Source organism: Arenimonas metalli CF5-1 (genome assembly GCF_000747155.1).
Classification (GTDB): Bacteria; Pseudomonadota; Gammaproteobacteria; order Xanthomonadales; family Xanthomonadaceae; genus Arenimonas; species Arenimonas metalli.
On the sequence record NZ_AVCK01000015.1, the window covers coordinates 74,097 to 98,666 of the forward strand.

General features: G+C 70.4%; 25 protein-coding genes. 6 read left to right on the top strand and 19 right to left on the bottom strand.

Translation table 11 applies throughout. The annotated features are described in order from the left end of the window. Positions 1 to 12: 12 nt before the first annotated feature. Both N787_RS06555 and N787_RS06560 read right to left on the bottom strand, forming a co-directional pair. Positions 13 to 444 carry a hypothetical protein gene (locus tag N787_RS06555; RefSeq protein ID WP_034211886.1) on the bottom strand — a complete coding sequence of 144 codons (432 nt, stop codon included), beginning with the start codon at positions 442 to 444 and terminating at the stop codon, positions 13 to 15. Between the two features lie 159 nt (positions 445 to 603). Continuing rightward, positions 604 to 3,003: a penicillin acylase family protein gene (locus N787_RS06560; protein ID WP_034211887.1), complete on the bottom strand. Its 2,400-nt coding sequence runs from the start codon at positions 3,001 to 3,003 to the stop codon at positions 604 to 606. A 43-nt stretch (positions 3,004 to 3,046) separates the two neighbouring features. On the opposite strand from N787_RS06560, the gene N787_RS15415 reads away from it, so the two are divergent. Both N787_RS15415 and asnB read left to right on the top strand, forming a co-directional pair. Continuing rightward, positions 3,047 to 3,172: a hypothetical protein gene (locus N787_RS15415; RefSeq protein WP_281174062.1), complete on the top strand. Its 126-nt coding sequence runs from the start codon at positions 3,047 to 3,049 to the stop codon at positions 3,170 to 3,172. Between the two features lie 94 nt (positions 3,173 to 3,266). Next, positions 3,267 to 4,937 (top strand): asparagine synthase B, encoded by a 1,671-nt coding sequence (gene asnB, locus N787_RS06565; RefSeq protein ID WP_034211888.1) that lies wholly within the window; start codon positions 3,267 to 3,269, stop codon positions 4,935 to 4,937. 21 nt (positions 4,938 to 4,958) lie between these two features. Here asnB and N787_RS06570 read toward each other — a convergent pair whose 3' ends face one another. The 8 genes from N787_RS06570 to N787_RS06605 form a co-directional block, all read right to left on the bottom strand. Then, positions 4,959 to 5,363, bottom strand: a complete 405-nt coding sequence (locus tag N787_RS06570; protein ID WP_034211889.1) for a hypothetical protein — start codon at positions 5,361 to 5,363, stop codon at positions 4,959 to 4,961. Then, a complete protein-coding gene (locus N787_RS14280) occupies positions 5,350 to 7,467 on the bottom strand; it encodes a TIR domain-containing protein (RefSeq protein ID WP_052575211.1) in 2,118 nt (705 codons plus the stop codon). The genes N787_RS06570 and N787_RS14280 overlap by 14 nt, the downstream gene beginning before the upstream one ends. 132 nt (positions 7,468 to 7,599) lie before the next feature. Beyond that, positions 7,600 to 7,785 (bottom strand): hypothetical protein, encoded by a 186-nt coding sequence (locus N787_RS06580; RefSeq protein WP_034211891.1) that lies wholly within the window; start codon positions 7,783 to 7,785, stop codon positions 7,600 to 7,602. A gap of 81 nt (positions 7,786 to 7,866) precedes the next feature. Continuing rightward, positions 7,867 to 8,133 (bottom strand): hypothetical protein, encoded by a 267-nt coding sequence (locus N787_RS06585; protein ID WP_034211893.1) that lies wholly within the window; start codon positions 8,131 to 8,133, stop codon positions 7,867 to 7,869. 13 nt (positions 8,134 to 8,146) lie between these two features. Next, a complete protein-coding gene (locus N787_RS06590; protein WP_034211895.1) occupies positions 8,147 to 8,617 on the bottom strand; it encodes a YehS family protein in 471 nt (156 codons plus the stop codon). Between the two features lie 61 nt (positions 8,618 to 8,678). Next, positions 8,679 to 9,089 carry an MAPEG family protein gene (locus N787_RS06595; RefSeq protein WP_034211897.1) on the bottom strand — a complete coding sequence of 137 codons (411 nt, stop codon included), beginning with the start codon at positions 9,087 to 9,089 and terminating at the stop codon, positions 8,679 to 8,681. Then, positions 9,086 to 10,036, bottom strand: a complete 951-nt coding sequence (locus N787_RS06600; RefSeq protein WP_034211899.1) for a leucine-rich repeat domain-containing protein — start codon at positions 10,034 to 10,036, stop codon at positions 9,086 to 9,088. Before N787_RS06600 ends, N787_RS06595 begins: the two co-directional genes overlap by 4 nt. 20 nt (positions 10,037 to 10,056) lie before the next feature. After that, complete coding sequence (locus N787_RS06605; RefSeq protein ID WP_052575213.1) at positions 10,057 to 11,145, bottom strand: c-type cytochrome; 1,089 nt, start codon at positions 11,143 to 11,145, stop codon at positions 10,057 to 10,059. Positions 11,146 to 11,287: 142 nt separating this feature from the next. On the opposite strand from N787_RS06605, the gene N787_RS06610 reads away from it, so the two are divergent. Continuing rightward, positions 11,288 to 11,890, top strand: coding sequence for a hypothetical protein (locus tag N787_RS06610; protein ID WP_211252139.1), 603 nt, complete (start codon positions 11,288 to 11,290; stop codon positions 11,888 to 11,890). 117 nt (positions 11,891 to 12,007) lie between these two features. Then, complete coding sequence (locus tag N787_RS06615; RefSeq protein ID WP_034211901.1) at positions 12,008 to 12,904, top strand: DUF6683 family protein; 897 nt, start codon at positions 12,008 to 12,010, stop codon at positions 12,902 to 12,904. A gap of 111 nt (positions 12,905 to 13,015) precedes the next feature. On the opposite strand, the gene N787_RS06620 is transcribed toward N787_RS06615, so the two are convergent. Together N787_RS06620 and parC are read right to left on the bottom strand one after the other, a co-directional pair. Then, on the bottom strand, positions 13,016 to 13,360 hold the full coding sequence (locus tag N787_RS06620) for a zinc ribbon domain-containing protein YjdM (RefSeq protein WP_034211903.1): 345 nt from the start codon (positions 13,358 to 13,360) through the stop codon (positions 13,016 to 13,018). Then, on the bottom strand, positions 13,357 to 15,609 hold the full coding sequence (gene parC / locus N787_RS06625) for a DNA topoisomerase IV subunit A (RefSeq protein WP_034211906.1): 2,253 nt from the start codon (positions 15,607 to 15,609) through the stop codon (positions 13,357 to 13,359). The genes N787_RS06620 and parC overlap by 4 nt, the downstream gene beginning before the upstream one ends. A gap of 89 nt (positions 15,610 to 15,698) precedes the next feature. Here parC and N787_RS14930 point away from each other — a divergent pair, with 89 nt between their 5' ends. Beyond that, positions 15,699 to 15,842 carry a hypothetical protein gene (locus tag N787_RS14930; protein WP_156968934.1) on the top strand — a complete coding sequence of 48 codons (144 nt, stop codon included), beginning with the start codon at positions 15,699 to 15,701 and terminating at the stop codon, positions 15,840 to 15,842. Positions 15,843 to 15,881: 39 nt separating this feature from the next. On the opposite strand, the gene N787_RS06630 is transcribed toward N787_RS14930, so the two are convergent. Further along, a complete protein-coding gene (locus N787_RS06630; protein WP_052575214.1) occupies positions 15,882 to 17,732 on the bottom strand; it encodes an ABCB family ABC transporter ATP-binding protein/permease in 1,851 nt (616 codons plus the stop codon). Positions 17,733 to 17,821: 89 nt separating this feature from the next. On the opposite strand from N787_RS06630, the gene N787_RS06635 reads away from it, so the two are divergent. Beyond that, positions 17,822 to 19,048 (top strand): multidrug effflux MFS transporter, encoded by a 1,227-nt coding sequence (locus N787_RS06635; protein WP_034211912.1) that lies wholly within the window; start codon positions 17,822 to 17,824, stop codon positions 19,046 to 19,048. Positions 19,049 to 19,224: 176 nt separating this feature from the next. Here the strand turns inward: N787_RS06635 and N787_RS06640 are convergent, their stop codons facing one another. From N787_RS06640 to minC, 6 genes are all read right to left on the bottom strand, one after another. After that, positions 19,225 to 20,289, bottom strand: coding sequence for an aromatic ring-hydroxylating oxygenase subunit alpha (locus tag N787_RS06640; protein WP_034211914.1), 1,065 nt, complete (start codon positions 20,287 to 20,289; stop codon positions 19,225 to 19,227). 133 nt (positions 20,290 to 20,422) lie between these two features. Beyond that, positions 20,423 to 22,381 (bottom strand): M2 family metallopeptidase, encoded by a 1,959-nt coding sequence (locus N787_RS06645; protein WP_052575215.1) that lies wholly within the window; start codon positions 22,379 to 22,381, stop codon positions 20,423 to 20,425. 156 nt (positions 22,382 to 22,537) lie between these two features. Next, complete coding sequence (locus N787_RS06650) at positions 22,538 to 22,987, bottom strand: hypothetical protein (protein ID WP_034211917.1); 450 nt, start codon at positions 22,985 to 22,987, stop codon at positions 22,538 to 22,540. A gap of 77 nt (positions 22,988 to 23,064) precedes the next feature. Next, the gene (minE, locus tag N787_RS06655; protein ID WP_034211919.1) at positions 23,065 to 23,337 is read right to left on the bottom strand and encodes a cell division topological specificity factor MinE; all 273 of its coding nucleotides are present in this window, start codon (positions 23,335 to 23,337) and stop codon (positions 23,065 to 23,067) included. A 3-nt stretch (positions 23,338 to 23,340) separates the two neighbouring features. Further along, on the bottom strand, positions 23,341 to 24,150 hold the full coding sequence (gene minD, locus N787_RS06660) for a septum site-determining protein MinD (RefSeq protein WP_034211922.1): 810 nt from the start codon (positions 24,148 to 24,150) through the stop codon (positions 23,341 to 23,343). A 47-nt stretch (positions 24,151 to 24,197) separates the two neighbouring features. Then, on the bottom strand, positions 24,198 to 24,570 hold a 373-nt coding region (gene minC, locus N787_RS06665; protein WP_034211924.1), incomplete at its 5' end, for a septum site-determining protein MinC.

The window sequence follows — 24,570 nt, forward strand, 5'->3', positions numbered from 1 at the left end:
GCCCTCCCATGCTCAGGCGGCCTGGTTGAACCAGGCTTGTTCGGTCGCCACGGTCGGCTTGTGGTCCTTGAGTTCGCGCAGGATGCCCAGCACCTCGCGGTGCACGGCCATCAGGCCCTCGTTCGGGGTGCCGCGGGTCTCGTGGTAAACCACGGCCAGCCAGAGCGCGATGCTGCGCTGGCGCAGCTGGATCGAGCGATCCTTCGCGCGCGCCGCGGCCACGGCGGCGACCGGCGTCCAGGGGCGGTAAGGCGTGGCTTCGCTGTCGCCGTGCAGGTGCGGCATCGGCAGGCGCGCGGCGGCCTGGATCTCGGCGAGCGTGAGGTCGGTGGTTTGCTTGCGCTGCTCGGCGTTCATCGCCAGCACGGCCTGGCGCACGGCGGCGGCCTGGCGGGCGAGCATGGCGCGACGCCACTGCGTCAACAGAACGATCAGGAACTGCATGTGAATCCACCTCGCCGTACGAAGAAGTCGGTGAGGCGAATCGCTCCCCCTGACGGCGATCCACCCGTCGCTGCGCCGGCGGAGCCTGCCGGGCAGTGGACCGTTTATGGCCCAATTCGTGACGCCTGTCAGCTTTCCTTCATCAAAATGTGAACTTGTTCACATTTCCGGGGCGGACACGGCCGGCCGGAGGGTGAGGCGATGGGCCGGCGCCCCCGGCAGGAAGGGGGTTGGCTCGCCCCGGACCCAGGCCGCGTGGCCGGCGCCCCAGAACGGCGACAGCGGGTGCCCGCTCTGGCCGCCCGGCATGTGCCCGTAGCCTTCGGCCTCGCGGCCGGGCGAGACCACCATGCGCTGGCTCGCGCCGAAGCCGGGCGACTGCACCAGCGGCATGTGGCCGTCGCCGCGCAGCGGTTCGGCCGGCATGCACAGCGGGCCGCGCAGCAGGCCGGGCAGGGCGCCGGCCAGCGGGTGGCAGATGCGCGCAGTGTTGCGCTCGCCCCAGCGGCGCTCGGCCAGCGGGCCGTCGGCCTCGAGCTGGCCGCGCAGCTCGCGCGCGGCGTCGGCCAGCAGCGCGTCCCAGCTTTCGAAGCGGCGGGGCAGCAGGTGCGCGGGCCGCGACTGCAGCAGCGGCCAGGCCACCGACTCCATTTGCGGCAGGTCGGGCATCACGAAGTCCTCGCCCAGCGCCGCCTGCGCCGGTGCCGTCAATCCGTTCTGGATGCGCTCGACCACGGCCAGGCGCCAGCCGCGCACGAGGCGGTAGCCGGCGCTGTCGACGCTGGCGCGGCCGTTCCAGTCCGCCGATGCGGCGGCGATCGCCCGAAGGTCTTCATTGCCGCTGCGAGCGGCTTCATCCACGAGTAGTTCATGCCAGCGCGCGAGGAAGAGCGCGCGGTCGTCCATCTGCAGCGCCAGCAGGTCCTGTTCCGCGAGCACCGGCTTTTCGCGCAGGAAGTCGCGGATCTGCTTCGCGCGGGCGCCGTTGGCATAGCCGGCGTCGCCGACCAGGGCCAGCGCCTCGCCATCGACGACGCGCGCGTTGGCAGTCCACAGCACGCCGTCGGCAGGGTCCACCACGCTGGGGTTCTCGGTGGACGGCAGCCAGCCGGCCCAGCGGCAGGCATCGGCGACCCGCAGCGGCGTCCGTGGCGCGCAGTTGCCCGTGCGCTCGGGCATCTGCGCGGTCAGGCGCCAGGCGATGCGGCCGTTGCGGTCGGCCATCATCAGGTTCTGTGCCGGGATGCCGGCGGTATCGGCCACGGCCAGGCCCTGGTCGAGGTTGCCGGCCCAGGCCAGGTCGGCCAGCCCGAAGTTGAGCGAGCCGGGCAACTGCGCGGTCCAGCGCAGCGCCAGCGCGCTGCCGTCGTCGAGCTCGCGCGTGATCGGGCCCCAGCGCGTCTCGCGCACCTTGAGCTCGACCGGGTCGCCGCCCTTCACCTGGATCCATTCGCTGGCCACGCGCAGCGCGGCGATGCCGCCCGGCACGCGGTACTTGAGTTTGTCTTCGTCGGTGAACTCGACGCGGTAGAAGTCGAGCCAGTCGCCATAGCTGTTGGTGAAGCCCCAGGCCACGTGCGTGTTGCTGCCCACGATCACCGCCGGGATGCCGGGCAGGGTGAAGCCGCTGACGTCGACCTGCCCGCCCGGCGCGCGCGCGTCCGGGTACTTCATGCGCGCGCGGAACCACAGGTTGGGCGCGCGCAGGCCCAGGTGCATGTCGTTGGCGACGATGGCGCGGCCATCGGCGGTGCGCGAGCCGGCGACCGCGAAGTTGTTGCTGCCGGGCGCGGCCGGTTCGGAGACCTCGAAGCCGCTGCCCTCGCCGGGCATCGGCAGCGTGCGCAGGTCGAGCACGTCGGCGCCGGGCAGCACGGCATTGCCGCGCGCCGCGCCGACCAGCGGCGCGTCCCACTCGCTGCCGTCGGTGGCGATGAGTTCGTAGAGCGGCGCCGGCACCACCTCGCGGATGCGCCACAGCGCCAGTTCGCGCGAATTGGTTTCGTCCTGCAGGTCGAAGAACATCGCGTAGCCGACCAGCGCGATGTCGGGCACGGTCCAGGGCTCGGGTTCGGCCTGCAGCAGGTAGTAGGGCCAGGGCTTGCGATCGAGCGCCAGCAGGCCGGCGTTGACGCCGTCGCGGTAGGCCTCGAGCACCGGCAGGCGGTCGCCGGCGATCTGCCGCAGCGACTCGTCCACGCGCGCGCGCAGGCGATGCACGCGCACTTCCTTGTCGCGCTCGAGCGCCAGCGGACCGAACAGCGCCGACAGCTCGCCGGCCGCCGAACGTCGCAGCAGGTCCATCTCGAAGTAGCGCTCCTGCGCATGCAGGAAGCCCAGCGCGCGCGCGGCATCCGCTTCGTTCGCCGCCTCCACGGTGGCGATGCCGAGCGCGTCGCGGGTCACCGACGCCGGCGCCGAGAGGCCCCCGAGCGAAAGCTCGCCCTCGAGGGTGGCCAGGCTGCCGCGCGCCAGCCACCACGCCACGCCCGCCGCGACCAGCCCCAGGAGCAGCAGGACGATGAGCAGGCGGGAAAGGATCCGGACGGCTTTGCGCATGGCGTGGGTTGCTTGCGAAGGGAGACCGTGCCTAGGATGGCCCATGTCCTGCCGCGTCGCCATCGCCCGAAGCACCGATCCGACCCGGGTCGCGCCGGCCTGCGTGAACGCCAACAACGCCAATAACAACAATCGTCCCCGTCCGCGGGTCGACGACTTGGCGCGCTAGCTAACCCCAGCCCCCCCAGTCCACGACGGCCCGCACTGACGAAGTGCGGGCCGTTTCCGTTTGCGTCGCCAAAAACCAACCAGGAGCCCGTCCCATGTGTTCGATACTCGGTGTGTTCGACCTGCGCCCCGGCGCCGACCTGCGTCATCTGCGGCCGCTGGCGCTGTCCCTGTCCGCGCGCCAGCGCCACCGCGGTCCCGACTGGTCCGGCGTGTTCGCCGAGCCGCGCTGCCTGCTGGTGCACGAGCGCCTGGCCATCGTCGACCCGGCCGGCGGCGCCCAGCCCTTGCGATCGGCCGATGGCGGGCTGGCCCTGGCGGTGAACGGCGAGATCTACAACCACCGCGAGCTGGCGTGCGGCCTGGCGATGCCCTACGACTTCCAGTCAGGCTCCGACTGCGAGGTGATCAACGCGCTGTACAGGGAGTCCGGCACCGCGGGCATCGCGCGGCTCAACGGCATTTTTGCCTTCGCGCTCTGGGATGCCGACGCCGGGCGCGTCGTCGTGGCGCGCGACCCGATGGGCGTCTGCCCGCTGTACTGGGGCCACGACGGCGACGGCCGGCTGTGGGTGGCGTCGGAGATGAAGGCGCTTGCGCGGCATTGCGCGGACGTCGCGGTGTTCCCGCCGGGGCACGTGTTCGACAGCGCCACCGGCGCGCTGGTCCGCTTCCACGCGCGGGCGTGGCGCGACCACGACGCCACCCTGGGCGCCACCGTGGCGCCGGCCGAGCTGCGCGAGGCGCTGGAGCGGGCGGTGCACCGCCAGCTGATGACCGACGTGCCCTACGGCGTGCTGCTCAGCGGCGGCCTGGATTCCTCGCTGGTGGCGGCCTGCGCGGCGCGCTTCGCGCGGCGGCGGGTCGAGGACGACGACCGCGCCGAGGCCTGGTACCCGCGCCTGCACTCGTTCGCGATCGGCCTGCCGGGCTCGCCCGACCTGGCGGCCGCCGAGATCGCGGCGCGGGCGCTGGGCACGGTGCACCACGGTTTCACCTACACGCTGCAGGAAGGCCTGGACGCGGTGCCGGAGGTGATCCGCCACGTCGAGACCTATGACGTGACCACGATCCGCGCCGCCACCCCGATGTACCTGCTGGCGCGGCGCATCCGGGCGATGGGCGTGAAGATGGTGCTCAGCGGCGAGGGCGCGGACGAGGTCTTCGGCGGCTACCTCTATTTCCACAAGGCGCCGGATGCCCGAAGTTTCCACGAGGAATGCGTGCGCAAGCTCGACGCGCTGCACCTGTTCGACTGCGCGCGCGCCAACAAGGCGATGATGGCCTGGGGCGTGGAGGCGCGGGTGCCGTTCCTCGACCTGGAATTCCTCGACGTGGCGATGGCGATGGATGCCGCGGCGAAGATGGCCGGCCCCGGGCGCATCGAGAAGGCGGTGCTGCGCGAGGCCTTCGCGGGCGCGCTGCCGGAGGCCATCCTCTGGCGGCAGAAGGAGCAGTTCAGCGATGGCGTGGGCTATGGCTGGATCGACGGACTGAAGGCGCATGCCGCGGCCATGGTCGACGACGCGCGCCTGGCCGCGGCGTCGGCGCGCTTCCCGGTGAATCCGCCGCAAACCCACGAGGCCTGCTGGTACCGCGAACTGTTCGAGCGCGAGTTCCCCGGCGAGGCCTGCGCGCGCACGGTGCCGGGCGGCAAGTCGATCGCCTGTTCGTCGCCGGCGGCGATCGCCTGGGACCCGGCCTTCGCCGCCGCCGCCGATCCGTCCGGCCGCGCGGTGGCGGGGGTGCACCGCGCCGCGGTCTGAGGGCCGCGGCGCGGCGCGCGCTCAGCGGTTGATGATGCGCGGGTCGCAGTCGCGGGTTTCGCCGGTCGCCCGGTTCTGCACGATGACCGAGTACTTCACGTCGGCGGGCCCGCTGTTGCGGTTGAAGATGTTGACCACGTGCGCCTCGCCGCCGCCGGCGTGGACCATCTGGTCTGCGCCGTCGCCGTCGAAGCGGACCTCGGCGATGCCCCAGTCGCGCGGATCGGCCAGGCGCACCTGGATCATCTTGTTGCCGCTGCCGGCATCGGCTTCGACGTTGCCGGCACCGTCGCTGCCGCCGGAGAACGCGCAGGTCTCGGGGTCGAGTTCGACCTTGAAGTCGGGGCCGCCCTGGGCGGCGGCAAGCGCGGGCAGCGACAGCAGCCCGGCGAACAGCAGGCACGGAACCAGTTCAGAACGTCGCATGGGAAGGTCCTCTTGTCGTGTCTTCTTCTGGCCGGAATTTTCCGGTGAGGGTGTAGGCCGGCTCCATTCGGGGGTCGCGGTAGCCGGCCTGGTCGAGCACTCCTTGCAACGCGGCAAGCTCCGCGGACTGGCCAAGGTTGATGGCCAGCAGCCGCCGGACGGGGTTGAACTCGAAGGTCCGGCGCGCCTGGCGGTCGAGCAGGTCGGCCGCCCCGGTCCAGGTGGCGCGGGCGGCGGCGTGGTCGCCGCGGGCGGCCTGGACGGTGCCCAGGACCTCGGCCACCCGCGCCAGCTCGACCAGGCGCTGGGCCGAGTAGTCGGTGTCGGCCACCAGGCCCAGCATGCGCCGATGCGCGTCCCCGGCGGCGATCGAGGCCGCCCCGGTGTCGCCCGTGGCCAGCGCCCGCAGCGCCTTCAGCCGCAGCGCCTGCGCCAGGTCGAGCACCACGCCGGCATTGGTCGGGTCCTGCGTCGCCAGGCCCGCCAGCCCGGCCACCAGGCCGTCGAGCGCTTCCGCCTGCGCCGCGGTCCACTGCGCGGGCGCCGCCAGCCCCAGGCGCGTCAGGCCGGCGCGGTGCGCGCTGCGCGACCAGGCGGCGTTCTGCGGGTCGCGGGCGACCAGGCCGGCGAAGATGGCCTCGCCGCGGGCGATGTGCTCGGCGGCCAGGTCCAGGCGCCCCAGCTCCAGCTGGGCATTGGCCTGGAAGATCAGGTTGCGGCCGAGCAGGTCGGTGGCGTGGACGTCGTCGCCGCGCTCGTGCAGCGGCTGCAGCAGGCGCGTGACCTCGGCGAAGCCGCGCTCGCCACCCTGCAGGTCGCCGTCGTCGAAGGTGGTCGAGCCGATCCACGACCAGGTTTCCGCCAGCGCGATGGTCAGCGCCGGGTCGCCGGGCGCCCTGGCCAGCTCCTGCTCGGTGATCTCCCGGCAGAGGCCGAAGTAGGCCAGCGCGGTCTTGGCGTCGCCGCGCGCGCGGGCCAGGCTGCCGAGGTTGGAGTAGGCGTAGGAAAGCTCGAGGTTGTAGTCGGGGTTGTCCGGCTGGCGGTGGCGCAGCGCGAGGCTGTGGCGCAGGTAGTTGTGCATCGCCTCGTCGGCCTTGTCGAGCTGCCCGCGCTCCCAGGCCACGTAGCCGACCCAGAACTCGGCCTGGCCGAGTTCGTAGAGGTAGTCGTTGTTGTCCGGCTCGGCCTCGTGCAGTTGGCGGGCCTGCGACAGCGCCTGTTCGAACGAGGCCAGCGCGGCCTCGAGCTGGCCCTGGTTGAAGCGCACGTCGCCGATCTGCTTGAGCGCGACCGCGCGCGCGAGCAGCTCCGACGGCGTGCCGCGCTCGCCCAGCGTGGTGAAGTAGCCCATGGCCTCGTCGCCGACCGAATCGAGCAGGTCGAGCTTGCCGATCGGCTCGAGCTTCTGGCGCAGGTCGCCGAGCATGAAGCCGATCAGCGCCTCGGCCTGCTGCCGGCGCAGCTCCGACTCCTGGCGTGACTTGAACGCGTACACCGCCAGCCCGACCGTGACCGCCGCCACCAGCAGCGAGGCCGAGGCCATGCCGGCCCAGAACCGCGCCTGGCGCTGGGCGTCGCGGCGCTTGAGTTCGTCCACGCCGACGTCGAGCAGGCCGGCGGCGATCCGCAGCATGGCGTTGCGGCGGCCGTCGCCCGCGGGCGTGGCGTCGGCGGCCAGCGGTTCGTGCAGCGCTTCGCCGCGTTCGTCGCGCAGCATCGCGGCGGGGAAGGCGCACTGCGGCGAATCGGGCCGCGGCTGGCCGGCCACCAGGTAGCAGAAGATCCGATGGCCGCGTCCGGAAGCGCGGAAGTAGCGGATCTCCTCGTCGACCCAGCGCGACGCCGCCGCCGCCGGCGAGCACACCACCACCAGCGCGTCGGAATCATCGAGCGCGTGCCGGATGGCATCGGAGAGATCGTGGGCCGAGGCCAGCTCGTCCCGATCACGGAATACCGGGAAGAGACGCGCGGGGACGCCCGGATGGCTGGCGCGCAGGCTGGCCGGCGGGCGATAGCCCTCGAGCGCACGCTGGAGCCAGCGGGCCGCCGCTTCGTCGGCGTGGCTGTAGCTGATGAAAGCGCGGTAACGCTTCTCCGTCGCCATGCGGTCCCCACCCCTGGCACACGACTCGGCCGGCGCAGGCGGTGGACCGCCCGGCGCCGGGCTCGCGCAATCCTACGCCATCAGGCGATGGCGCCGGTGAGGGTGGGGAGGCGCGGGGTTCGCGCCGTGGGCTCAGCAGCGGCCGTAGCGGTCGCCGTGGTTGAGGTGGCCCTGGGCGGCGCTGGCCGGCAGTTCCATGGTCTTCTTGCCCTTGTGGCAAAGCAGGACGGTGTCGCCGCCACGATAAGGCTGGCCCGGCGAAATGGTGCCGCAGGCGGACAGGGCGAGGACGGACAGGGCGATGGCGAGCAGCTTCATGGGGAACCTCGTGGTGGGCCGGGGGGCGTGGCCAAGCTAGGCGCTGGCGAGCGGCGATGCAAGCGGCGATGTCCGGCGGGTTCACTCCCGGTCGGTGCGCCGCGGGACCCAGAGCGAGCCCAGGACGATCAGAAGTCCCGTGCCGGCGACGCAGCCGGCGTAGAACCGGGCCCGCGACCTAGACACCTTTTCCCGGGTGAAACCCGTCTGGCCGGCTTCGCGGTAGAAGGCGGGGCCATGGGTCACGACCAGTGAGGCCGGGAACATGGCCGCCCCGGCTCCGGCAACCACCAGCGCCAGTCCAAGGAGCAAACCGGCCTTGTGGGCGTGGCGAAGGCTCAGGCGCACGCCGGCGACCGCCTCAGACCCCGCGGCTGCGCATCGCCAGCCCCTTGAGGAAGTTGCGCAGCAGCTGGTCGCCGCAGGCGCGGTAGTTCTTGTGCCCGGGCTGGCGGAAGAAAGCCGAGAGCTCGGGCTTGGACACCGGGTGGCCGGCGTCGGCGAAGGCCTGGTGCATGTCGCCGTCCTTGAGCTCGAAGGCGACCCGCAGCTTCTTGAGCACCAGGTTGTTGGTGATGCGTTTCTCCACCGGCCGCGGCGGACGCGTCGGGTCGACGCCGCGGTAGTGGATCACCAGGCCGTCGAGGACATGCGCCAGCACCTCGTCGGGGCATTCCTCGAAGCCGTCCTCGCCCTCGCGCTTGAGGTAAGCAGCGACGTCGTCGCGCACCAGGTCGAAGCCGGGGTCGGCCAGCTTCGCGAGCTCGATGAGGGTGGCGTCGGCGAGATCGAGCATGAAGCGCACGCTGCGCAGGACGTCGTTGTTGATCATCGGGGTTCCGGGCGGGGCGCCGGGGCCGGCGGGGTGCGCAGGATAGCAGCCGGACCCGGGCTCAGGCCGCGGCCAGCAGGCCCCAGGCCCAAACGACGCCGATCACCATCTGCACCGCGAAGAAGGTGAAGCGCAGCGTGATCGCCGTGGCCGACACCGAGGCCAGGTGGATGAGCGACTGCAGCCCGCGCGCAGCGAGGAAGACGTAGGCCAGCGGATCGGTGACCGCGGTGTTCCCGCTCACCAGCGCCACCAGCATCAAGCCGCCGAAGACCGGCAGGCCTTCGAGGCAGTTGGCGTGCGCGCGCGCCAGCCGCTGCATGAACGGCGACAGCCCGGCGTTGTCGGGCGTGAACCCGGTCGGCGCCACCTCGCGGGTGAGCACCAGCTTCGAGCGGATGGCCTCCATCAGCACCAGCAGCAGGAGGGTCCAGGCGATGAAGGCGGTGAGGGCGAACAGGGTCGGGTTCATGCGGCGGACTCCTTGATGGCATCGAACTCGGCGATGTGCCGGGCCAGCCGCGCGGCATCGCAGTGCCCGCAAAGCCAGGGCTTGCGCTTGCCGGTGAGCTGGTGCATCGATTTTCGGTGGCAGGCCTTGCAGGCCATCCACGATACCGGGCCGTGGCTGGCGACGAAGCGGTCGCAGGCGATGTCGGGGCGGCGGCCGGCGAGGCGCGCGACTTCCTCCATCGGGAACTGGTTCGAGAGGTCCAGGTGCCTGAGCCTGGGCAGGCGGGCGAGCGACTCGAGCGAGCCGTCCTCCAGCTGCACGGTGGTCAGCGACAGGCGCTCGAGCGAGGCCAGGCCGGACAGCGGCGCCAGCGTGGCGATCTTCAGCGGCTTGATGCTGTTCGAATCGCCGCAGAGCGCGAGCGCCTTCAGGCCGTGCATGCCCGCGAGGAAGCGCAGGTCGCCGGCGGCGCGGACGTTGCTGATCTCGAGGTCGACGAGCGCCGGCAAGTCCGCGAGGGCTTCGAGTCCCTGCGCCGAGGGCCCGCTGCCGAGATGGAAGTGGGTCAGGGTGCGCAGCTGGCGGATCGGTGCGAGCGAGGTGATCGCGCTCCACCCGATGTGCAGTCCCTCGACCGCGGGCAGGCGGCAAACCGCTTCGAAGGTTTCCTGCGACACCGAGCCGCCGATCCAGGCGATGCGTACCCGGTCCAGCGTGGGAAAGCGGTCGTACCAGCGCCGCGCCAGCCTGCGACGCTCGGCAGCGCCCAGGTTCATGTGGGTGAAGTTGACGCAGAGGCGCTCGCCGCCCGCGTAGTCGTCCGGGTCGTGCGTGCCCTTGGGCGGGAAGTCGAGCGTGGGCCGGTAGAACCAATAGCCGTCGCCGGGCTCGAAGATCTCGCCGCGTGGCTTCGCTTCCGCCGGCGTCGGCCTGAGCAGGCCGGCGAGGATGTCCTTGATGTCCATCGCTTGCGCTGCCCCGTCGCTCAGCGGGTGGCCTTCGCGGCCTCGCCCTGCACGACCGGGTAGCCCAGGCTCACCCAGCCCTGGATGCCCTCCCAGAGCACGGCGGTGTTCTGCACGCCGGCCTCGCGAAGCCGCCGCACCACCGATTCGGCGGCGGCGCGCGGGCATTCGCAGTACGCCACGATCCAGGTGCCGTCGGTGGGCAGGTTCGCCATCACCTCCTCGCGGCTGGCGTAGTAGGGGCCCGGCACGGCGCCCTCGATGTGGGCGCGCTCCCACATCGAGGTCACGCGGGTGTCGAGCAGCACCATGCGCTTGCGCGCCTTGAGCTCGCGGTCGAGTTCGGCGGCGCTGACGTACATCCCGTCGGTGAGGGTGAACGAGGGTGCGGCCGCGTCCGGGTTGATCACGTAGGCATCGAGCGGCGGCGGGGTGTGGCGCTTGGGCTCGGGTACTTCCCAGCCGGCGCTGCGGCTGCGCAGGAAGGCGGTGACGCCGTCGATCTGCGCGGGGCTGAGCACGTCCTTGAACGCGACCATCGGCGTGCCCTCGCGGCCATTCTCGATGGCGTAGCGAAGGAACCCGTCGGGTGTCAGCGCGAGCATCGTGGCGTTGCCCAGCGCCGTGCCGGTGCCGCCTTCGCCCTGCGCGCCGTGGCAGCTGGCGCAGTGCTGGGCGTAAACCCCGGCGCCGAGCGCGATGTCGCCTTCGACGCGATCGGCGACCGGGATCGGATCGGCGGGTGCCATGGTCAGCAGCCAGAAGGCGAGTTCGCGGATCTCCTGGCGCGTCAGCGGGCCGCCCATCTCGACGTGGTAGGCGCCCATCGGCGTGCCGGGGCGGCCGTAGGCGATGGCTTCGCCGATCACGACCGGGGTGCCGGTGGCGATCAGCGACGCGGACTTCAGCGAAGGCGCGTGGTCGTTGGCGTGGCCGGCGCGGTCGGGGCCGTGGCAGAGCGCGCAGTATTGCTGGTAGCGCGCGGCGGCGGCCTCGCTTTGTTCCGGCGTGAGCAGGGGCGGTGGGTCCTGCGCCAGCGCGGGCAGCGGCGCCAGCAGCGCCAGCAGGAGCAGCGCCGCGAAGCAGCGGGCGGGGGCGGTCTGGCGCATGGGCGGCTCCGGTCGGGACGTGCCGACTATAACGCCGGCGCCCGGCGCCACGGGCCGCCAGGAAAGCGGGCCGGGCGGACGGGGCCGACGGCCGCCCGGGGATTGCCCCGCGGCTGCCCGCGAAAAGCCAGATATCCTTGCCATGCTGCTCCCGTTGGCCACCCCGCGGGGCGTGGCCCTGGACAGGGAGAGCGACATGGCGGGCATCCTCGAGCAAGACCAATTGCGCCGGAACGGCGTGCGGGCACTGGTGTGGGGCGGGGCCGCCGCGCTGCTCCTGCTGCCGCTGGTGGCGATGCAGTTCACCGACGAAGTGGACTGGAACGGCGCCGACTTCATCGTGATGGGCGTGATGCTGCTGGCGGTATGCACGGCCTACGAGATCGCGGCCCGCATCGCCCGCAACAACGCCTACATGGTCGCCGCCGCCCTGGCCGCGGGCGCCTGCTTCCTCACCGTCTGGGTGAACCTGGCGGTGGGCATCATCGGCAACGAGAACAACCCCGCCAACGACCTGTTCTTCTTCGTCGTCGCGCTGGCGATGGTGGGCTCGCTGCTGGTGCTGTTCCGCCCCCGGCCGATGGCCTGGGTGATGGTGGCCACCGCCGCCGCCCAGCTCGGCGTCTTCGCCTACGCGTGGCTGGCGGATCTGGGTTTCGTGCCTGTGTTCACCGTGGTGATGTGCGGCCTCTGGCTGGCCTCCGCGAATCTCTTCCGCCGCGCGGCGGGGCAAGCCTGGTCCTGAGCCGAGTCCGGAAACCGGGGCCGCTCCCGCGTCCGGATCTGGCGGCGCGCGCCGTTCTCCATGACGGGCCCGAAGGCCCTGCCACCCCCACCCTTGCGCGCAATCCAAGTGAAAGCCATGAAGAAGCTCGTCCTGGCGTCGATCCTCCTGTTCCTGGCCGCCGGCAGCAACCCGGTGGTGGCCTCCCTGCGGTTCACGCCTCCGCCCGGCGACACCTCGCTGCGGGACGTCGTCCACGACCTGGGCAGCAACGCGGAGGAACGGCAGCAGCTGCTGGACGCCATCACCGTGGCGAAGACCGAGCTGTTCGAGCGGCCCCATGCCGCGAAAGGGTGGAAGAACAACGTCGCCGGCGCGTACACCTTCTTCATCAGCAGCACGAGCCATGTCTGGACTGGCCAGGCGCCAGATGCCGTGGCGCAGGACGGGCTGTTCTCCCGACTAAGCGAGGCGATGGCCGCGGATCTCGCGGGGGTTTCCGACCGGGACAAGGCCGTGCTTTACAACACGATGATTGCCAGCGCCAGCTTACCCTTGCTGCTTTACGTCGATGGCCAACAGTCCGGCAACCGGGAACAGATGGAACAGGCCCGGACCCTGGCGGCGGAGTACAGCCGCGCGCTCCTGCAGTCCGAACCGCAGGCGCTGGTGGCGATGCTGTCGGGCGGCGCAGTTGACGCCCCGTCGGCCGCTGCGGCTGCGGCTCCGGCTCCGGCGCATTCCGCGCCCAAGGCCGCCGTTTCCGGCGGCCTCGATGGCCAGTGGGAGTGCATGGTGCTGTCGCCGCGGCTCGTGCCCGGGATGGGCGGCAACTCGACGATGATTTTCCAGCCGGTGCCGGGCGTCCGCTTCGAGATCGCCGGCAACCGCTACCGCACGACCGGCGGCGGCGGAACGGTGTCGCGGTCTGGTGACACGCTGCGATTCTCCGGCACCGACATGAACGGCATGGTGGCCAGCGTCAATGGCGACAGCCTGAAATTCGACGAAGACCAGACCTGCAGCCGGCCCTGATTGGCACGACGATCCGGACATCCAGGCTCCCACGGAGGCTCGGCCTGGACGTGGTGCGGAGCGACCGTGCCGCCGACCCGGCTGCGCAGGACCGCCTGTTCCGCCGCGCGGCTAATCCTTCCTGACGAAGGCGGACTTGAGCTTCATCGGGCCGATGCCGTCGATCTTGCAGTCGATGTCGTGGTCGCCGTCGACCAGGCGGATGTTGCGGACCTTGGTGCCGATCTTCACCACCGAGGACGAGCCCTTGATCTTGAGGTCCTTGATGACGGTGACGCTGTCGCCGTCGGCCAGCGCGTTGCCGTTGGCATCGCGCACGACCTTGGTTTCCTCGGCGGCTTCGGCGTCCTGCCCGGGCGTCCACTCGTGGCCGCACTCGGGGCACGCCAGCTGCGCGCCGTCTTCGTAGGCGTAGACGGACGCGCAGGCGGGGCAGGGCGGCAGCGCGCTGGTCACGCGCTGGCCTCGACCCGGTCGACCTTGGTGAAGCCGCGCGGCAGCAGGTTGCCGCGGCTGGCGCGGGCGCCTTCGTAGGCCTGCAGGTCGCGCCAGCCGAGCACCAGCTTCTGGCGGCCGGAGTAGATGGTCAGCTCGCCGCCCTGCTTCACGCTGGCGACGGCGATGACCTTCTCCTCGCCCGACTTGAGCTTGGCCGGCGGGATCTGCACGAGCTTGTTGCCCTTGCCCTTGTCGAGCTCCGGCAGTTCGCTGATCGGGAAGGCCAGCAGGTGGCCGGCGCTGGTGATGCTGACGATCCAGTCGGTCTTCGCGTCGGCCACCGGCACCGGCGGCAGGATGTCGGCGGCGTCGTCGGCGTTGATCAGGGCCTTGCCGGCCTTGTTGCGGCCGGTGAAGTTCTCGAATCTGGTGACGAAGCCGTAGCCCCAGCTCGAGGCGACGACGTAGCGCGCCTCGTTGTCGGCGGCCGCGAGGCCGACGAAGCTGGCGCCCGCGGGCGGCGCGAAGCGGCCGCTGAGCGGCTCGCCGTTGCCGCGCGCGCTGGGCAGGGTGTGCGCCAGCGTCGAATAGCTGCGGCCGGTGGAATCGAGGAAGGCCACCTGCTGCGTGCTGCGCCCGCGCACCGCCTGCAGCAGGCCGTCGCCGTCGCGGTAGCTGAGCGCGGCGGCCTCGACGTCGTGGCCCTTGGCGCTGCGGATCCAACCCTTCTTCGACAGCACCACGGTCACCGGCTCGCTCGGCACCAGCTCGGTTTCGCTGATGGCCTGCGCGGCCTCGCGCTGCACCAGCGGCGAGCGACGCGCATCGCCGAACTTCTTCGCATCCGCCAGCAGCTCGTCCTTGACCTGCTTCTTGAGCCTGGCCTTGGACTCGAGGATGCCCTTGATCTTCTCGGCTTCCTTCGCCAGCTCGTCCTGCTCGCCGCGGATCTTCATTTCCTCGAGGCGGGCCAGCTGCTTGAGCTTGGTCTCGAGGATGTATTCGGCCTGGTCGTCGCTGAGGCCGAAGCGCGCCATCAGCACGGGCTTGGGCTCGTCCTCGGTGCGGATGATGCGGATGACTTCGTCGAGGTTGAGGAAGGCGACCAGCAGGCCTTCGAGCAGGTGCAGGCGGCGCTCGACGCGCTCGAGGCGGTGGCGCAGGCGGCGCGCCACGGTGTCGGTGCGGAACTGCAGCCACTCCGACAGGAAGGCCTTGAGGTTCTTGACCTGCGGCCGGCCGTCGAGGCCGATGATGTTGAAGTTGACCCGGAAGCTCTTCTCCAGGTCGGTGGTGGCGAACAGGTGGCCCATCAGCGCGTCGAAGTCGACGCGGTTGCTGCGCGGCACCAGCACCAGGCGCACCGGGTTCTCGTGGTCGGATTCGTCGCGCAGGTCCTCGAGCCAGGGCAGCTTCTTGGCGCGCATCTGCAGCGCCACCTGCTCCATGATCTTCGAGGGCGAGACCTGGTAAGGCAGGTGGGTGATGACGATGTTGGCGTTCTCGCGCGTCCAGGTGGCGCGGGCGCGGACGCTGCCGTTGCCGGTCTCGTACATCTGCACGAGGTCGGCGGCGGGGGTGATGATCTCGGCGGCGGTCGGGTAGTCCGGGCCGCGCACGTGCTCGCAAAGCTCGCGCACGTTGGCGTCGGGGTCGTCGAGCAGGCGGATGGCCGCGCTCACCACTTCGTTGAGGTTGTGCGGCGGGATGTCGGTGGCCATGCCGACCGCGATGCCGGTGGTGCCGTTGAGCAGCAGGTGCGGCAGGCGCGCCGGCAGCCAGCTCGGCTCCTGCAGGGTGCCGTCGAAGTTGGGCACCCAGTCGGCCGTGCCCTGCGCGAGCTCGCCCAGCAGCACTTCGGCGATCGGGGTGAGCTTGGATTCGGTGTAGCGCATCGCCGCGAACGACTTCGGGTCGTCGGTGGAGCCGAAGTTGCCCTGGCCCTCGATCAGCGGGTAGCGGTAAGAGAACGGCTGCGCCATCAGCACCAGCGCCTCGTAGCAGGCGCTGTCGCCGTGCGGGTGGAACTTGCCGATCACGTCGCCGACGGTGCGCGCGCTCTTCTTGGGCTTGGCGGTGGCGCCCAGGCCCAGCTCGCTCATCGCGTAGATGATGCGGCGCTGCACCGGCTTCAGGCCGTCGCCCAGGAAGGGCAGGGCGCGGTCGAGCACCACGTACATCGAATAGTCGAGGTAGGCGCGCTCGGCGTACTCGCGCAGCGGGATCTGTTCGAAGCCGTGGAAGGTGGGGCGGGCAGGCTCGGTCATGCGGGGGTCAGGCTCAAGGCGGTAACGATGGCGTCATTCTACCGGCCCGAAGGCCGGAGGATGCCCCCGTCGATCCAAGGAGCAAGCCTATGAGCTGGTTGGGAATATTCCTCGTGGTGCTGGGCCTGGTGCTGGCCTGGAAGATCACCGCCTTCGTGCTGCGGCTGGCCTTCGTGGGCATCATCGTGGTCGGCCTGTACCTGGCCCTCGGCCCCATGCTCGGCGCCGGCTAGCCGGGCGCGGGGCCAGGAACGGGGCCAGGTTCACGTCCCTCAGGGTTTCGGGAGTTCTGGCGTCGTTGCCGCGGGGAAGTAAACCTGACGCTGTTCCTGGCTCCGGTCTTCCTGCTGCTGGAGGCGCCACATGCTCGCGTAGCGGCCGTTGGCGGCGAGCAGGGCGGGGTGGCTGCCGCGCTCGACCACGCGGCCCTGGTCGAGCACCAGGATCTCGTCGGCGTCCATCACGGTGGACAGGCGGTGGGCGATCACCAGGGTGGTGCGGCCGACGGCGATCCGGTCGAGCTCGTCCTGGATCGCCTGCTCGCTGGCGGAATCCAGCGCCGAGGTCGCCTCGTCGAAGATCAGGATGGCCGGGTTCTTCAGTAGCGCGCGGGCGATGGCCACGCGCTGCTTCTCGCCGCCGCTGAGCTTGAGGCCGCGCTCGCCGACCTCGCTGTCGTAGCCGTCGGGCAGGGTGAGGATGAAGTCGTGGATGTGGGCCGAGCGCGCCGCGGCCTCGACCTCCGCGTCGCTGGCGTCGGGCCGGCCGTAGCGGATGTTGTAGCGGATGCTGTCGTTGAACAGCACCGTGTCCTGGGGGACGATGCCGATGGCGGCGCGCACGCTGTCCTGGCGCAGTTCGCGCAGGTCCTCGCCGTCGATGCGGATGGCGCCCGACTGGATCTCGTAGAAGCGGTACAGCAGGCGCGAGAGCGTGGATTTGCCGCTGCCCGAATGCCCCACCACCGCCAGCGTGCCGCCCGGCGGGATGGCGAAGCTGACGCCGTGCAGGATCTCGCGGCGGCCGTCGTAGCCGAAGCGCACGTCCTCGAACTCCACGCGCGGCTGGTGCGTCACCAGCGCGCGGGCGTCGGGGCGGTCGCGCACTTCCTGCGCCTCGTCCAGCAGCCCGAACAGGCGCTCGATATTGGTGATCGCCTGCTTCACTTCGCGATACACCATGCCCAGGAAGTTCAGCGGCGCCGACAGCTGCAGCAGGTAGGCATTCACCAGCACCAGGTCGCCGATCGTCATCGTGCCCGCCGCCACGCCCGCCGCCGCCCGCCACATCAGCGCGGTGATGCCGATCGCGACGATGGCGCTCTGGCCCAGGTTCAGCACCGCCAGCGACTTGAGGCTTTTCACCGAGGCCTCTTCCATCTGCACCAGGTGCTCGTCGTAGCGGCGCGCCTCGTGCTCCTCGTTGTTGAAGTACTTCACCGTCTCGTAGTTGAGCAGCGAGTCCACCGCGCGGGCGCTGGCGCGGGTGTCGGCCTCGACCGCGGCGCGGTAGAAGCGCGTGCGCCACTCGGTGACGCGGAAGGTCCAGGCCACGTACACGGCGATGGTGCCCAGCGTGATCGCGGCGAAGCCCCAGTCGTAGGCCCAGACCAGCACCGCGGTCACCAGCGTGATCTCGAGCAGGGTCGGCAGGATGGTGTAGATGGTCCAGTCGAGCAGGTCGGAGATGGCGGTGCCGCCGCGCTCGACGTCGCGCGCCACGCCGCCGGTGCGGCGGTTGAGGTGGAAGCGCAGGCTCAGCGCGTGCAGGTGGCGGAACACGCGCAGCATCACGGTGCGCGAACTGCGCGCCATCACCCGGGCGAAGACGATGCCGCGCAATTCGGTGAACAGCGTCACCGACAGCCGCGCGCCGCCGTAGGCCAGCAGCAGGCCGACGGGCAGCATGAGCAGGGAGGGTTCGACGTCCAGCCCGTCCACCAGCGCCTTGAGCACCAGCGGCACGCCGAGGTTGGCCAGCTTGGCGGCGACCAGGCAGGCCATCGCCAGCAGGATCCGGCCCAGGTAGGGCTTCAGGAACGGGCCCAGTTCGCGCAGCACCGCGGCAAGGCTGCGTTCGGCGACGGGCGGGGCTTCGGGCGTGGCGTTCGGGGCGTCGGTCATGGCCGCTCGGATGGGGGTCGGGGCGCCCGGGTTCAAGCGGCGGGGTGGTCGCGATTGTATGCTGGCACGGTTTTCCGGCCTGGTCTGCGATGATCCCCCACCTCTCCATCTCGCGCGCGCGGCTCGCTTTCATCCTGGGCGGCCTGGCGATGTTCGGCCCGTTCTCGATCGACACCGTCTTCCCGGCCTTCCTGGTGATGGCCGACGACCTGGGCGTGGGCAAGGTCGCGATGCAGCAGACCATCAGCGTGTACCTGATCGGCTACGCGGCGATGTCGCTGTTCCATGGCCCGATCTCGGATGCGATCGGGCGCAAGAAGGTCCTGCTGGCGGGCATCGTCGTCTTCACGCTGGCCTCGGTCGGCGCGGCGCTGGCCAACGACATGCCGACGATGCTGGTGTACCGCGCGCTGCAGGGCCTGTCGGCCGGCGTCGGCCTGATCGTGGGGCGCGCGGTGGTGCGCGACTGCCTGCAGGGCGACGATGCGCAGCGGCTGATGAGCCAGATCTCGATGATCTTCGGCATCGCGCCGGCGATCGCGCCGGTGATCGGCGGCTGGATCCTGGGGTTCTCGAACTGGCACGGCATCTTCTGGTTCCTGGCCGGCTTCGGCGTGCTGCTGTTGCTGCTGACCGCGTGGGGGCTGCCGGAGAGCCATCCGCCGGAGCAGCGGGTGCCGCTGCACCCGCTGACGCTGGCGCGCGACTACGGCGGCATGCTCTCGAACCGCAGCTTCCGGCTGCTGACGCTGGCGGGCACGGCCAACTTCGGCGCGCTGTTCCTTTACATCGCCTCGGCACCGGCGTTCGTGATGGACCTGCTGGGCCTGGGCGAGCAGGACTTCGTGTGGTTCTTCGCGCCCACCATCGGCGGCATGATGCTCGGCGCCTTCGCCAGCGGCCGCGCGGCCGGGCGGATGAGCGGGCGGCGGCTGGTGGAGTGGGGTTTCCTGTGCTGCGGCGTCGCGGCGGCCTACAACATCGGCTACAACGCGCTCACCGATTCGCCGACGCTGCCCTGGGCGGTGCTGCCGACGGCGCTGGGTGCGTTCGGCATCGCGCTGGTGTTCCCGATCGTCACGCTGTCGATCCTGGACATGTACCCGCGCCAGCGCGGCAGCGCCTCCTCCATGCAGGCCTTCGTGGGCCTGCTCTCGAACGCGGCGATCGCGGGCCTGCTGTCCCCGCTGGTCAGCCACAGCGGCCTGGCCCTGGCCCTCACCGCCGCCGCCTTCACTGCCGTCGCCTACGCCCTCTGGCGCTGGTACCTCGCCCACGGCGCCCGCTTGGATTCGACTGGTCGAGCAGGAGGCTAGGAAGAGCGATTTTTGCCACGGATGAACACAGATGAACACTGATAAAGGCAGAAAGAATTGGACTGCAGCGAGCGTTGACCGTTACAGCCGCCTGACGCCCAATCTTTCCTCGTCGTTCGTCTTTGCTCTATCCGTGTTTATCTGTGTTCATCTGTGGCTAAAAATGCTCTAACCCATCACTCCCCGCGGTAGGCGGCGCGGAGGAGTTCGTGGAAGTGGTGGACGGCGTTTTCGCGCAGGGGGTTCAGGCGGCCGGGGACGTAGGAGCCGGAGGCGAGGCCGCGCTGGACGTGTTCGCAGATCTCGATGTCCTCGTCCTGCACCTGGTGCGCGAAGTCGTGGTCGGCCTGGTGCCGCGCCGCGGCGTCGTCGCCCGGTGAGTAGTAGTAGTCGAACTCGACGATGCAGCGGTCGGCGCCCAGCGGCAGCACGCGGTTGGTCTGCAGCCGGCCCGGCAGCAGGTTGAGCATCGTGTTCGGGTAGATGAAGTAGTAGACCGCGTCGCCGTCGCCGTACAGGCCGGCGTCGCTGGCCAGCGGGCTGTACTGGTAGGAGAACCACTCGCCGCACTCGGTGACGTACTGCCGGTAGTCGAGCAGGCTGTTCAGGCCCGGATGGATGTGCGGGACGTGGTAGCCCTCGAGGTAGTTGTCGCAGTAGATCTTCCAGTTGCAGGCCACTTCGTAGCGGAAGCGCTTGTGGAAGACGTAGTCCTTCGGCGACAGCGCGCGCAGCGGGCCGTCGAGCCCGCGGCTGAAGTCCTCGAACGGGACCGCGCCGTCGCCCGCCACGAACACCAGGCCCTGCCAAGTGTCGAGGCGCAGCTCGGGCAGTCGCACGTCGGAGACGTTGAAGTCCTCGGTGGCCTGCATCTCCGGCGCGCTGCGCAGCACGCCTTCGAGCGTGTAGGTCCAGCCGTGGTACTTGCAGCGCAGCACCTTGGCGCCCTTGCCGTCGCAGGTGGCCAGCGGCCCGGCGCGGTGCCGGCAAACGTTGTGGAAGGCGCGCAGGCGGCCTTCGGTGTCGCGGATCACCACCACCGGAATGCCGCCGACGTCGGTGACCAGATGGTCGCCGGCGTTGGCGAGCGCGGTTTCATGCCCGACCAGCTGCCAGCTGCGGGCGAACACCGCCTCGCGGTCGCGCTGCACCATGCCGTCGCCGGTGTAGAACGCCGCGTCGAGCGACAGCGCGTGCGAAAGGGGCTGCGGGGCGAGGGTGGCGAGGAGCTTCGGGTTCATGGTTCGCAGTATGCCAAATGGACTGTAGGAGGGCCTTCAGGCCCGAAGCTCCTCGTCGAAAAGCTTCGGGCCTGAAGGCCCTCCTACAGGGAGCGCTGTCGCCGGGCCGGAGCCCGGCGACGTTTTCAGCCGATCAGGACTTGGCCGCGTCCCAGCCGCAGGTCTTGCCTTCGTTCTGTTCCTTGAGCCAGGTCTGCAGCGGCGCGAAGTACTCCAGCACCGCCGACGCGTCCATCTGCTCGCCGCCGGTCAGCTCCTTCAGCGTCTGCTGCCAGGGCTGGCTGGCGCCGCGCTGCATCATCGCCCAGTAGCGCTTGCCCGCTTCCGGGTTGTTGGCAAAGGAGCAGGTGTACAGCGGGCCGGTGTGGCCGGACGCATCGCACAGCGACTTGTAGAACTGGAACTGCAGGATGTGCGACAGGAAGTAGCGCGTGTACGGCGTGTTGCCCGGCACGTGGTACTTGGCGCCGGCGTCGAAGAACTCCTCGCCGCGCGGGCCGCCGGCCGGGGCCACGCCCTGGTACTTCGCCTTCAGCTCCCACCAGGCCGCGTTGTAGCGGTCCGGCGCGATCGAGCCGTCGAACACGCCCCAGCGCCACTGGTCGATCATCAGGCCGAAGGGCAGGAAGGCGACCTTGGCCAGCGCCATGCGCATCTGCGAATTGATCACCGCTTCCTCGCTGACCGCCGGCTTGTCCACCAGGCCGATCGAGGCCAGGTAGTCCGGGGTCATCGACAGCACGATGGTGTCGCCGATGGCTTCGTGGAAGCCGTCGTGCGCGCCGGTCTGGAACACCGGCGGCTGGTCCTTGTAGGCCAGGTAGTAATAGATGTGGCCGAGCTCGTGGTAGATCGTGGTCAGCTCTTCCTCGGTTGGCTTGATGCACATCTTCATGCGCACGTCGGACGCATCCGAGTTCATCTGCCAGGCGCTGGCATGGCAGACCACGTCGCGGTCGCGCGGCTGGGTCAGCATCGACTTGGCATAGAAGCTCTCCGGCAGCGCCGGCATGCCCAGGCCGGTGTAGAAGCTCTCGGCCAGCTTGGTCATGCGGCTGGCCATCTCGTGGTCGGCCTTGCGCTCGAGCTCGACCTGCTGCGAGGCGGTCAGCTTGCCCATGCCGCCGGCCTCGGCGACCAGGTCGGCCAGGATCGCGTCGCGCTGCTTCTGCAGCGCGCTGTTGATGTCGAGGCTGCCCACGCCCTGGTAGGGCTCCAGCAGCGGCCAGAGGCCGCCCCAGTCCTGCTGCCACAGGTTGCCGGTGAGGTGGGCCGGGATCATGCCGTCGACCGAGCCCTGCTCGCCGTACTTGGACACCAGCTTCTCGCGGGTGTAGCACTGCAGCTGCTCGTACAGCGGCTGCACCTGGCCCCAGAGGCGGTCGGCCTCGGCCTTGAACTCGTCGGCCGGCATGTCGTAGCCGGCGCGCCAGACGTCGCCGGTGTTGGCGAAGCCCATTTCCCTGGCGCCCTCGTTGGTCAGCTCGACGAAGCGCTGGTAGTCCTTGCGCATCGGCTGGGCGATGGTGTGCCAGCCTTCCCACGCGGCCTTCATCTCGTCGTAGCTGCTGCCTTCGGTGTCGGCGAGGATCTCGCTGACCTGGCCGATGTCCTTGCAGTCGTCGCCCACGCACCACTTGCCGGCGCCGTAGGTGGCGCCCAGGCGGCTGGCGATGTCGGTGAGCTCCTTGAGCTGGGCCGGGTCGCGCGGCGCCGGCATCGAGGCGCTGACCTTGAGCAGGTGCAGGGCGCGCGCGGTGGCCGGCGTCAGGCCCTCGGGGTCGTAGGTCTTGGCCTGCTCGACGAACTCGTTGTTCTTGGTCAGCCAGCGCTCGTTCGCCGCGGCCTCGAGGCGCTGGCTGTCGTCGCTGATGTAGGTCGCGCCGAGCCACGCGGCGGAGGTCATCTCCGGCGTCATGTCCTTGACGGTCTTGTTCACGCGCGCCACGAAGGCGTCGGCGTCCTCGGTGCCGGCGGCGGTGCTGCCGGCCTGGCCGGGTGCGGACGCGTCGGTGTCGGTCTTGGAGCAGCCGGCGGCGAACAGCAGGCTGGTGGAGATGGCGAGCGCCAGCAGGGCGCGTTGGGATTTCACGGGAAAGGCTCCGGGTTCGGCTGCAATTGCAGGGTGCCGGAAGGCTAGACCCCCCGGCGCCCCCTCCGCAAGCCGCCGCCCTGTGGGAGGGACTTCAGTCCCGATGCTTTCCGGCGGAAGGCATCGGGACTGAAGTCCCTCCCACAGGGGTCGGGATCAGGGGAGGAGGCCGCGGGTGGCGAGGAAGGCGAGGGCGTCCTCGGCGTCGTGCTCGAACCAGGCGCGGGCGGAGCCGAGGCGGAAGCTGTAGCCCCAGGCGTCCATGTCGGCCATCAGGCGGTCGCGGCCGACGCCGGGGAGCTGGTCGGCGAGCAGGATCTGCAGGCAGCAGGCGGCGTCTTCCTCGGGCACCGAGTCGGTGGCGTCGGTGTGCACCGCCGCGCGGCGCTCGGGCGGCATCACCAGCAGGTGGCAGGCCTCGTGCAGCAGCGAGTGCACGGGGGTGTCGGAGCGTGCGTACACGGTCGTGCCGATAAGTCCGGCTTCGCACTCGCCCCAGTAGCTGCCGGGGATCGGCTCGCCGTCGGCCACCCGCGCCAGCGCCAGGCCGTGCCGGGCCAGCAGCGCCTCGGGCGCCCCGAAGCCGATCTCGGCCAGCGTCAGCACCGGCGCCGCGTGGGCCCCGGATGTGGAAACGGCACCGGCGGGTGCCGGTGCCGTCGCGTCGTCGCCGGCCGTCACGGTCAGCCGTTGGCGGCGGGCGCGGCCTTCTCGGGCAGCGCGACCGAGATGTCGAGCAGCTCGTTGTCGCCGTCCTTGTGCAGGCCCACCTTCACCGCGTCGGAGTCGACGTTGATGTACTTGCGGATCACTTCCAGCAGCTCGCGCTGCAGCAGCGGCAGGTAGTCGGGCGCGCCGCGCATCGAACGCTCCTGCTGGATCAGGATCTGCAGGCGGTTCTTGGCGACGTTGGCGGTGTTCTTGTTGCGCTGGGTGAGGAAATCGAGGATGCCCATGGCTCAACCCCCGAACATCTTGGAGAAGAAACCCTTCTTCTCGACGGTGGTGAAGCGCATCGGGCGGCTCTCGCCGAGGATGCGGGCGACGGCGTCGGTGTAGGCCTGGCCCGCGGGCGAGGTCTCGTCCAGGATCACCGGCACGCCGGCGTTGGAGCTCTGCAGCACCTCGGGCGATTCCGGGATCACGCCGACCACGTCGAGGCCGAGGATTTCCTGCACGTCGCCGATCGAGAGCATGTCGCCGGCCTCCACGCGCTTGGGGCTGTAGCGGGTCAGCAGCAGGTGCTCCTGCACGCGCTCGCCCTTCTCGGCCTTGCGGGTCTTGGAGGCCAGCAGGCCCAGGATGCGGTCGGAGTCGCGCACCGAGGACACTTCCGGGTTCACCACGACCACGGCGCGGTCGGCGAAGTACATCGCCAGGAACGCGCCTTTCTCGATGCCGGCGGGGGAGTCGCAGACGATGAAGTCGAAGCCTTCGTCGGCCAGGGCCTTGAGCACCTTCTCGACGCCTTCCATGGTCAGCGCGTCCTTGTCGCGGGTCTGCGACGCGGCCAGCACGAACAGGTTCTCGAAGCGCTTGTCCTTGATCAGGGCCTGCTTGAGGTTGGCCTCGTCGTTGACGACGTTGACGAAGTCGTACACCACGCGGCGCTCGCAGCCCATGATCAGGTCGAGGTTGCGCAGGCCGACGTCGAAGTCGATCACGGCGGTCTTCTTGCCGGCCTTGGCCAGGCCGCAGGCGATGCTGGCGCTGGTGGTGGTCTTGCCGACGCCGCCCTTGCCCGAGGTCACAACGATGATTTCAGCCAATGTTCTTCTCCGTAACGGTGCGCTCTGGGCGCGCTTCTAATGGGGTTTCAGTCGAGCTGCGCGAGGTGCAGCTTGTCATTCTCGAGCCAGATCTGCACGGCCTTGCCGAGCAGGTCCTTGGGGATTTCCTCCAGCACCTTGTAGTGCCCGGCCACCGCGACCAGCTCCGCGTGGAATTCACGGCAGAAGATGCGGGCCGAGGCCAGCCCGCCGGCGCCGGCGAGGGCGCGGCCGCGCAGGGCGCCGTAGACGTGGATGGAGCCGTCGGCGATCACTTCGGCGCCGGCGCCGACCGTGGCGCAGACCGTCAGGTCGCGGTCCTGGGCGTAGACCTGCTGGCCCGAGCGCACCGGGTGCACGTGCATCAGGCCCGGCTCGGCGGCGCGGGCCGGCGCGGCGGCCGGCGGCGGGGCGGGCTCG

Bases quoted from the DNA above. Each gene is read 5' to 3' on its own strand.
- N787_RS06555 (WP_034211886.1), bottom strand. From the start codon at position 444: ATGCAGTTCCTGATCGTTCTGTTGACGCAGTGGCGTCGCGCCATGCTC.
- N787_RS06560 (WP_034211887.1), bottom strand. From the start codon at position 3,003: ATGCGCAAAGCCGTCCGGATCCTTTCCCGCCTGCTCATCGTCCTGCTG.
- N787_RS15415 (WP_281174062.1), top strand. From the start codon at position 3,047: ATGTCCTGCCGCGTCGCCATCGCCCGAAGCACCGATCCGACCCGGGTC.
- asnB (WP_034211888.1), top strand. From the start codon at position 3,267: ATGTGTTCGATACTCGGTGTGTTCGACCTGCGCCCCGGCGCCGACCTG.
- N787_RS06570 (WP_034211889.1), bottom strand. From the start codon at position 5,363: ATGCGACGTTCTGAACTGGTTCCGTGCCTGCTGTTCGCCGGGCTGCTG.
- N787_RS14280 (WP_052575211.1), bottom strand. From the start codon at position 7,467: ATGGCGACGGAGAAGCGTTACCGCGCTTTCATCAGCTACAGCCACGCC.
- N787_RS06580 (WP_034211891.1), bottom strand. From the start codon at position 7,785: ATGAAGCTGCTCGCCATCGCCCTGTCCGTCCTCGCCCTGTCCGCCTGC.
- N787_RS06590 (WP_034211895.1), bottom strand. From the start codon at position 8,617: ATGATCAACAACGACGTCCTGCGCAGCGTGCGCTTCATGCTCGATCTC.
- N787_RS06595 (WP_034211897.1), bottom strand. From the start codon at position 9,089: ATGAACCCGACCCTGTTCGCCCTCACCGCCTTCATCGCCTGGACCCTC.
- N787_RS06600 (WP_034211899.1), bottom strand. From the start codon at position 10,036: ATGGACATCAAGGACATCCTCGCCGGCCTGCTCAGGCCGACGCCGGCG.
- N787_RS06605 (WP_052575213.1), bottom strand. From the start codon at position 11,145: ATGCGCCAGACCGCCCCCGCCCGCTGCTTCGCGGCGCTGCTCCTGCTG.
- N787_RS06610 (WP_211252139.1), top strand. From the start codon at position 11,288: ATGCTGCTCCCGTTGGCCACCCCGCGGGGCGTGGCCCTGGACAGGGAG.
- N787_RS06615 (WP_034211901.1), top strand. From the start codon at position 12,008: ATGAAGAAGCTCGTCCTGGCGTCGATCCTCCTGTTCCTGGCCGCCGGC.
- parC (WP_034211906.1), bottom strand. From the start codon at position 15,609: ATGACCGAGCCTGCCCGCCCCACCTTCCACGGCTTCGAACAGATCCCG.
- N787_RS14930 (WP_156968934.1), top strand. From the start codon at position 15,699: ATGAGCTGGTTGGGAATATTCCTCGTGGTGCTGGGCCTGGTGCTGGCC.
- N787_RS06630 (WP_052575214.1), bottom strand. From the start codon at position 17,732: ATGACCGACGCCCCGAACGCCACGCCCGAAGCCCCGCCCGTCGCCGAA.
- N787_RS06635 (WP_034211912.1), top strand. From the start codon at position 17,822: ATGATCCCCCACCTCTCCATCTCGCGCGCGCGGCTCGCTTTCATCCTG.
- N787_RS06640 (WP_034211914.1), bottom strand. From the start codon at position 20,289: ATGAACCCGAAGCTCCTCGCCACCCTCGCCCCGCAGCCCCTTTCGCAC.
- minE (WP_034211919.1), bottom strand. From the start codon at position 23,337: ATGGGCATCCTCGATTTCCTCACCCAGCGCAACAAGAACACCGCCAAC.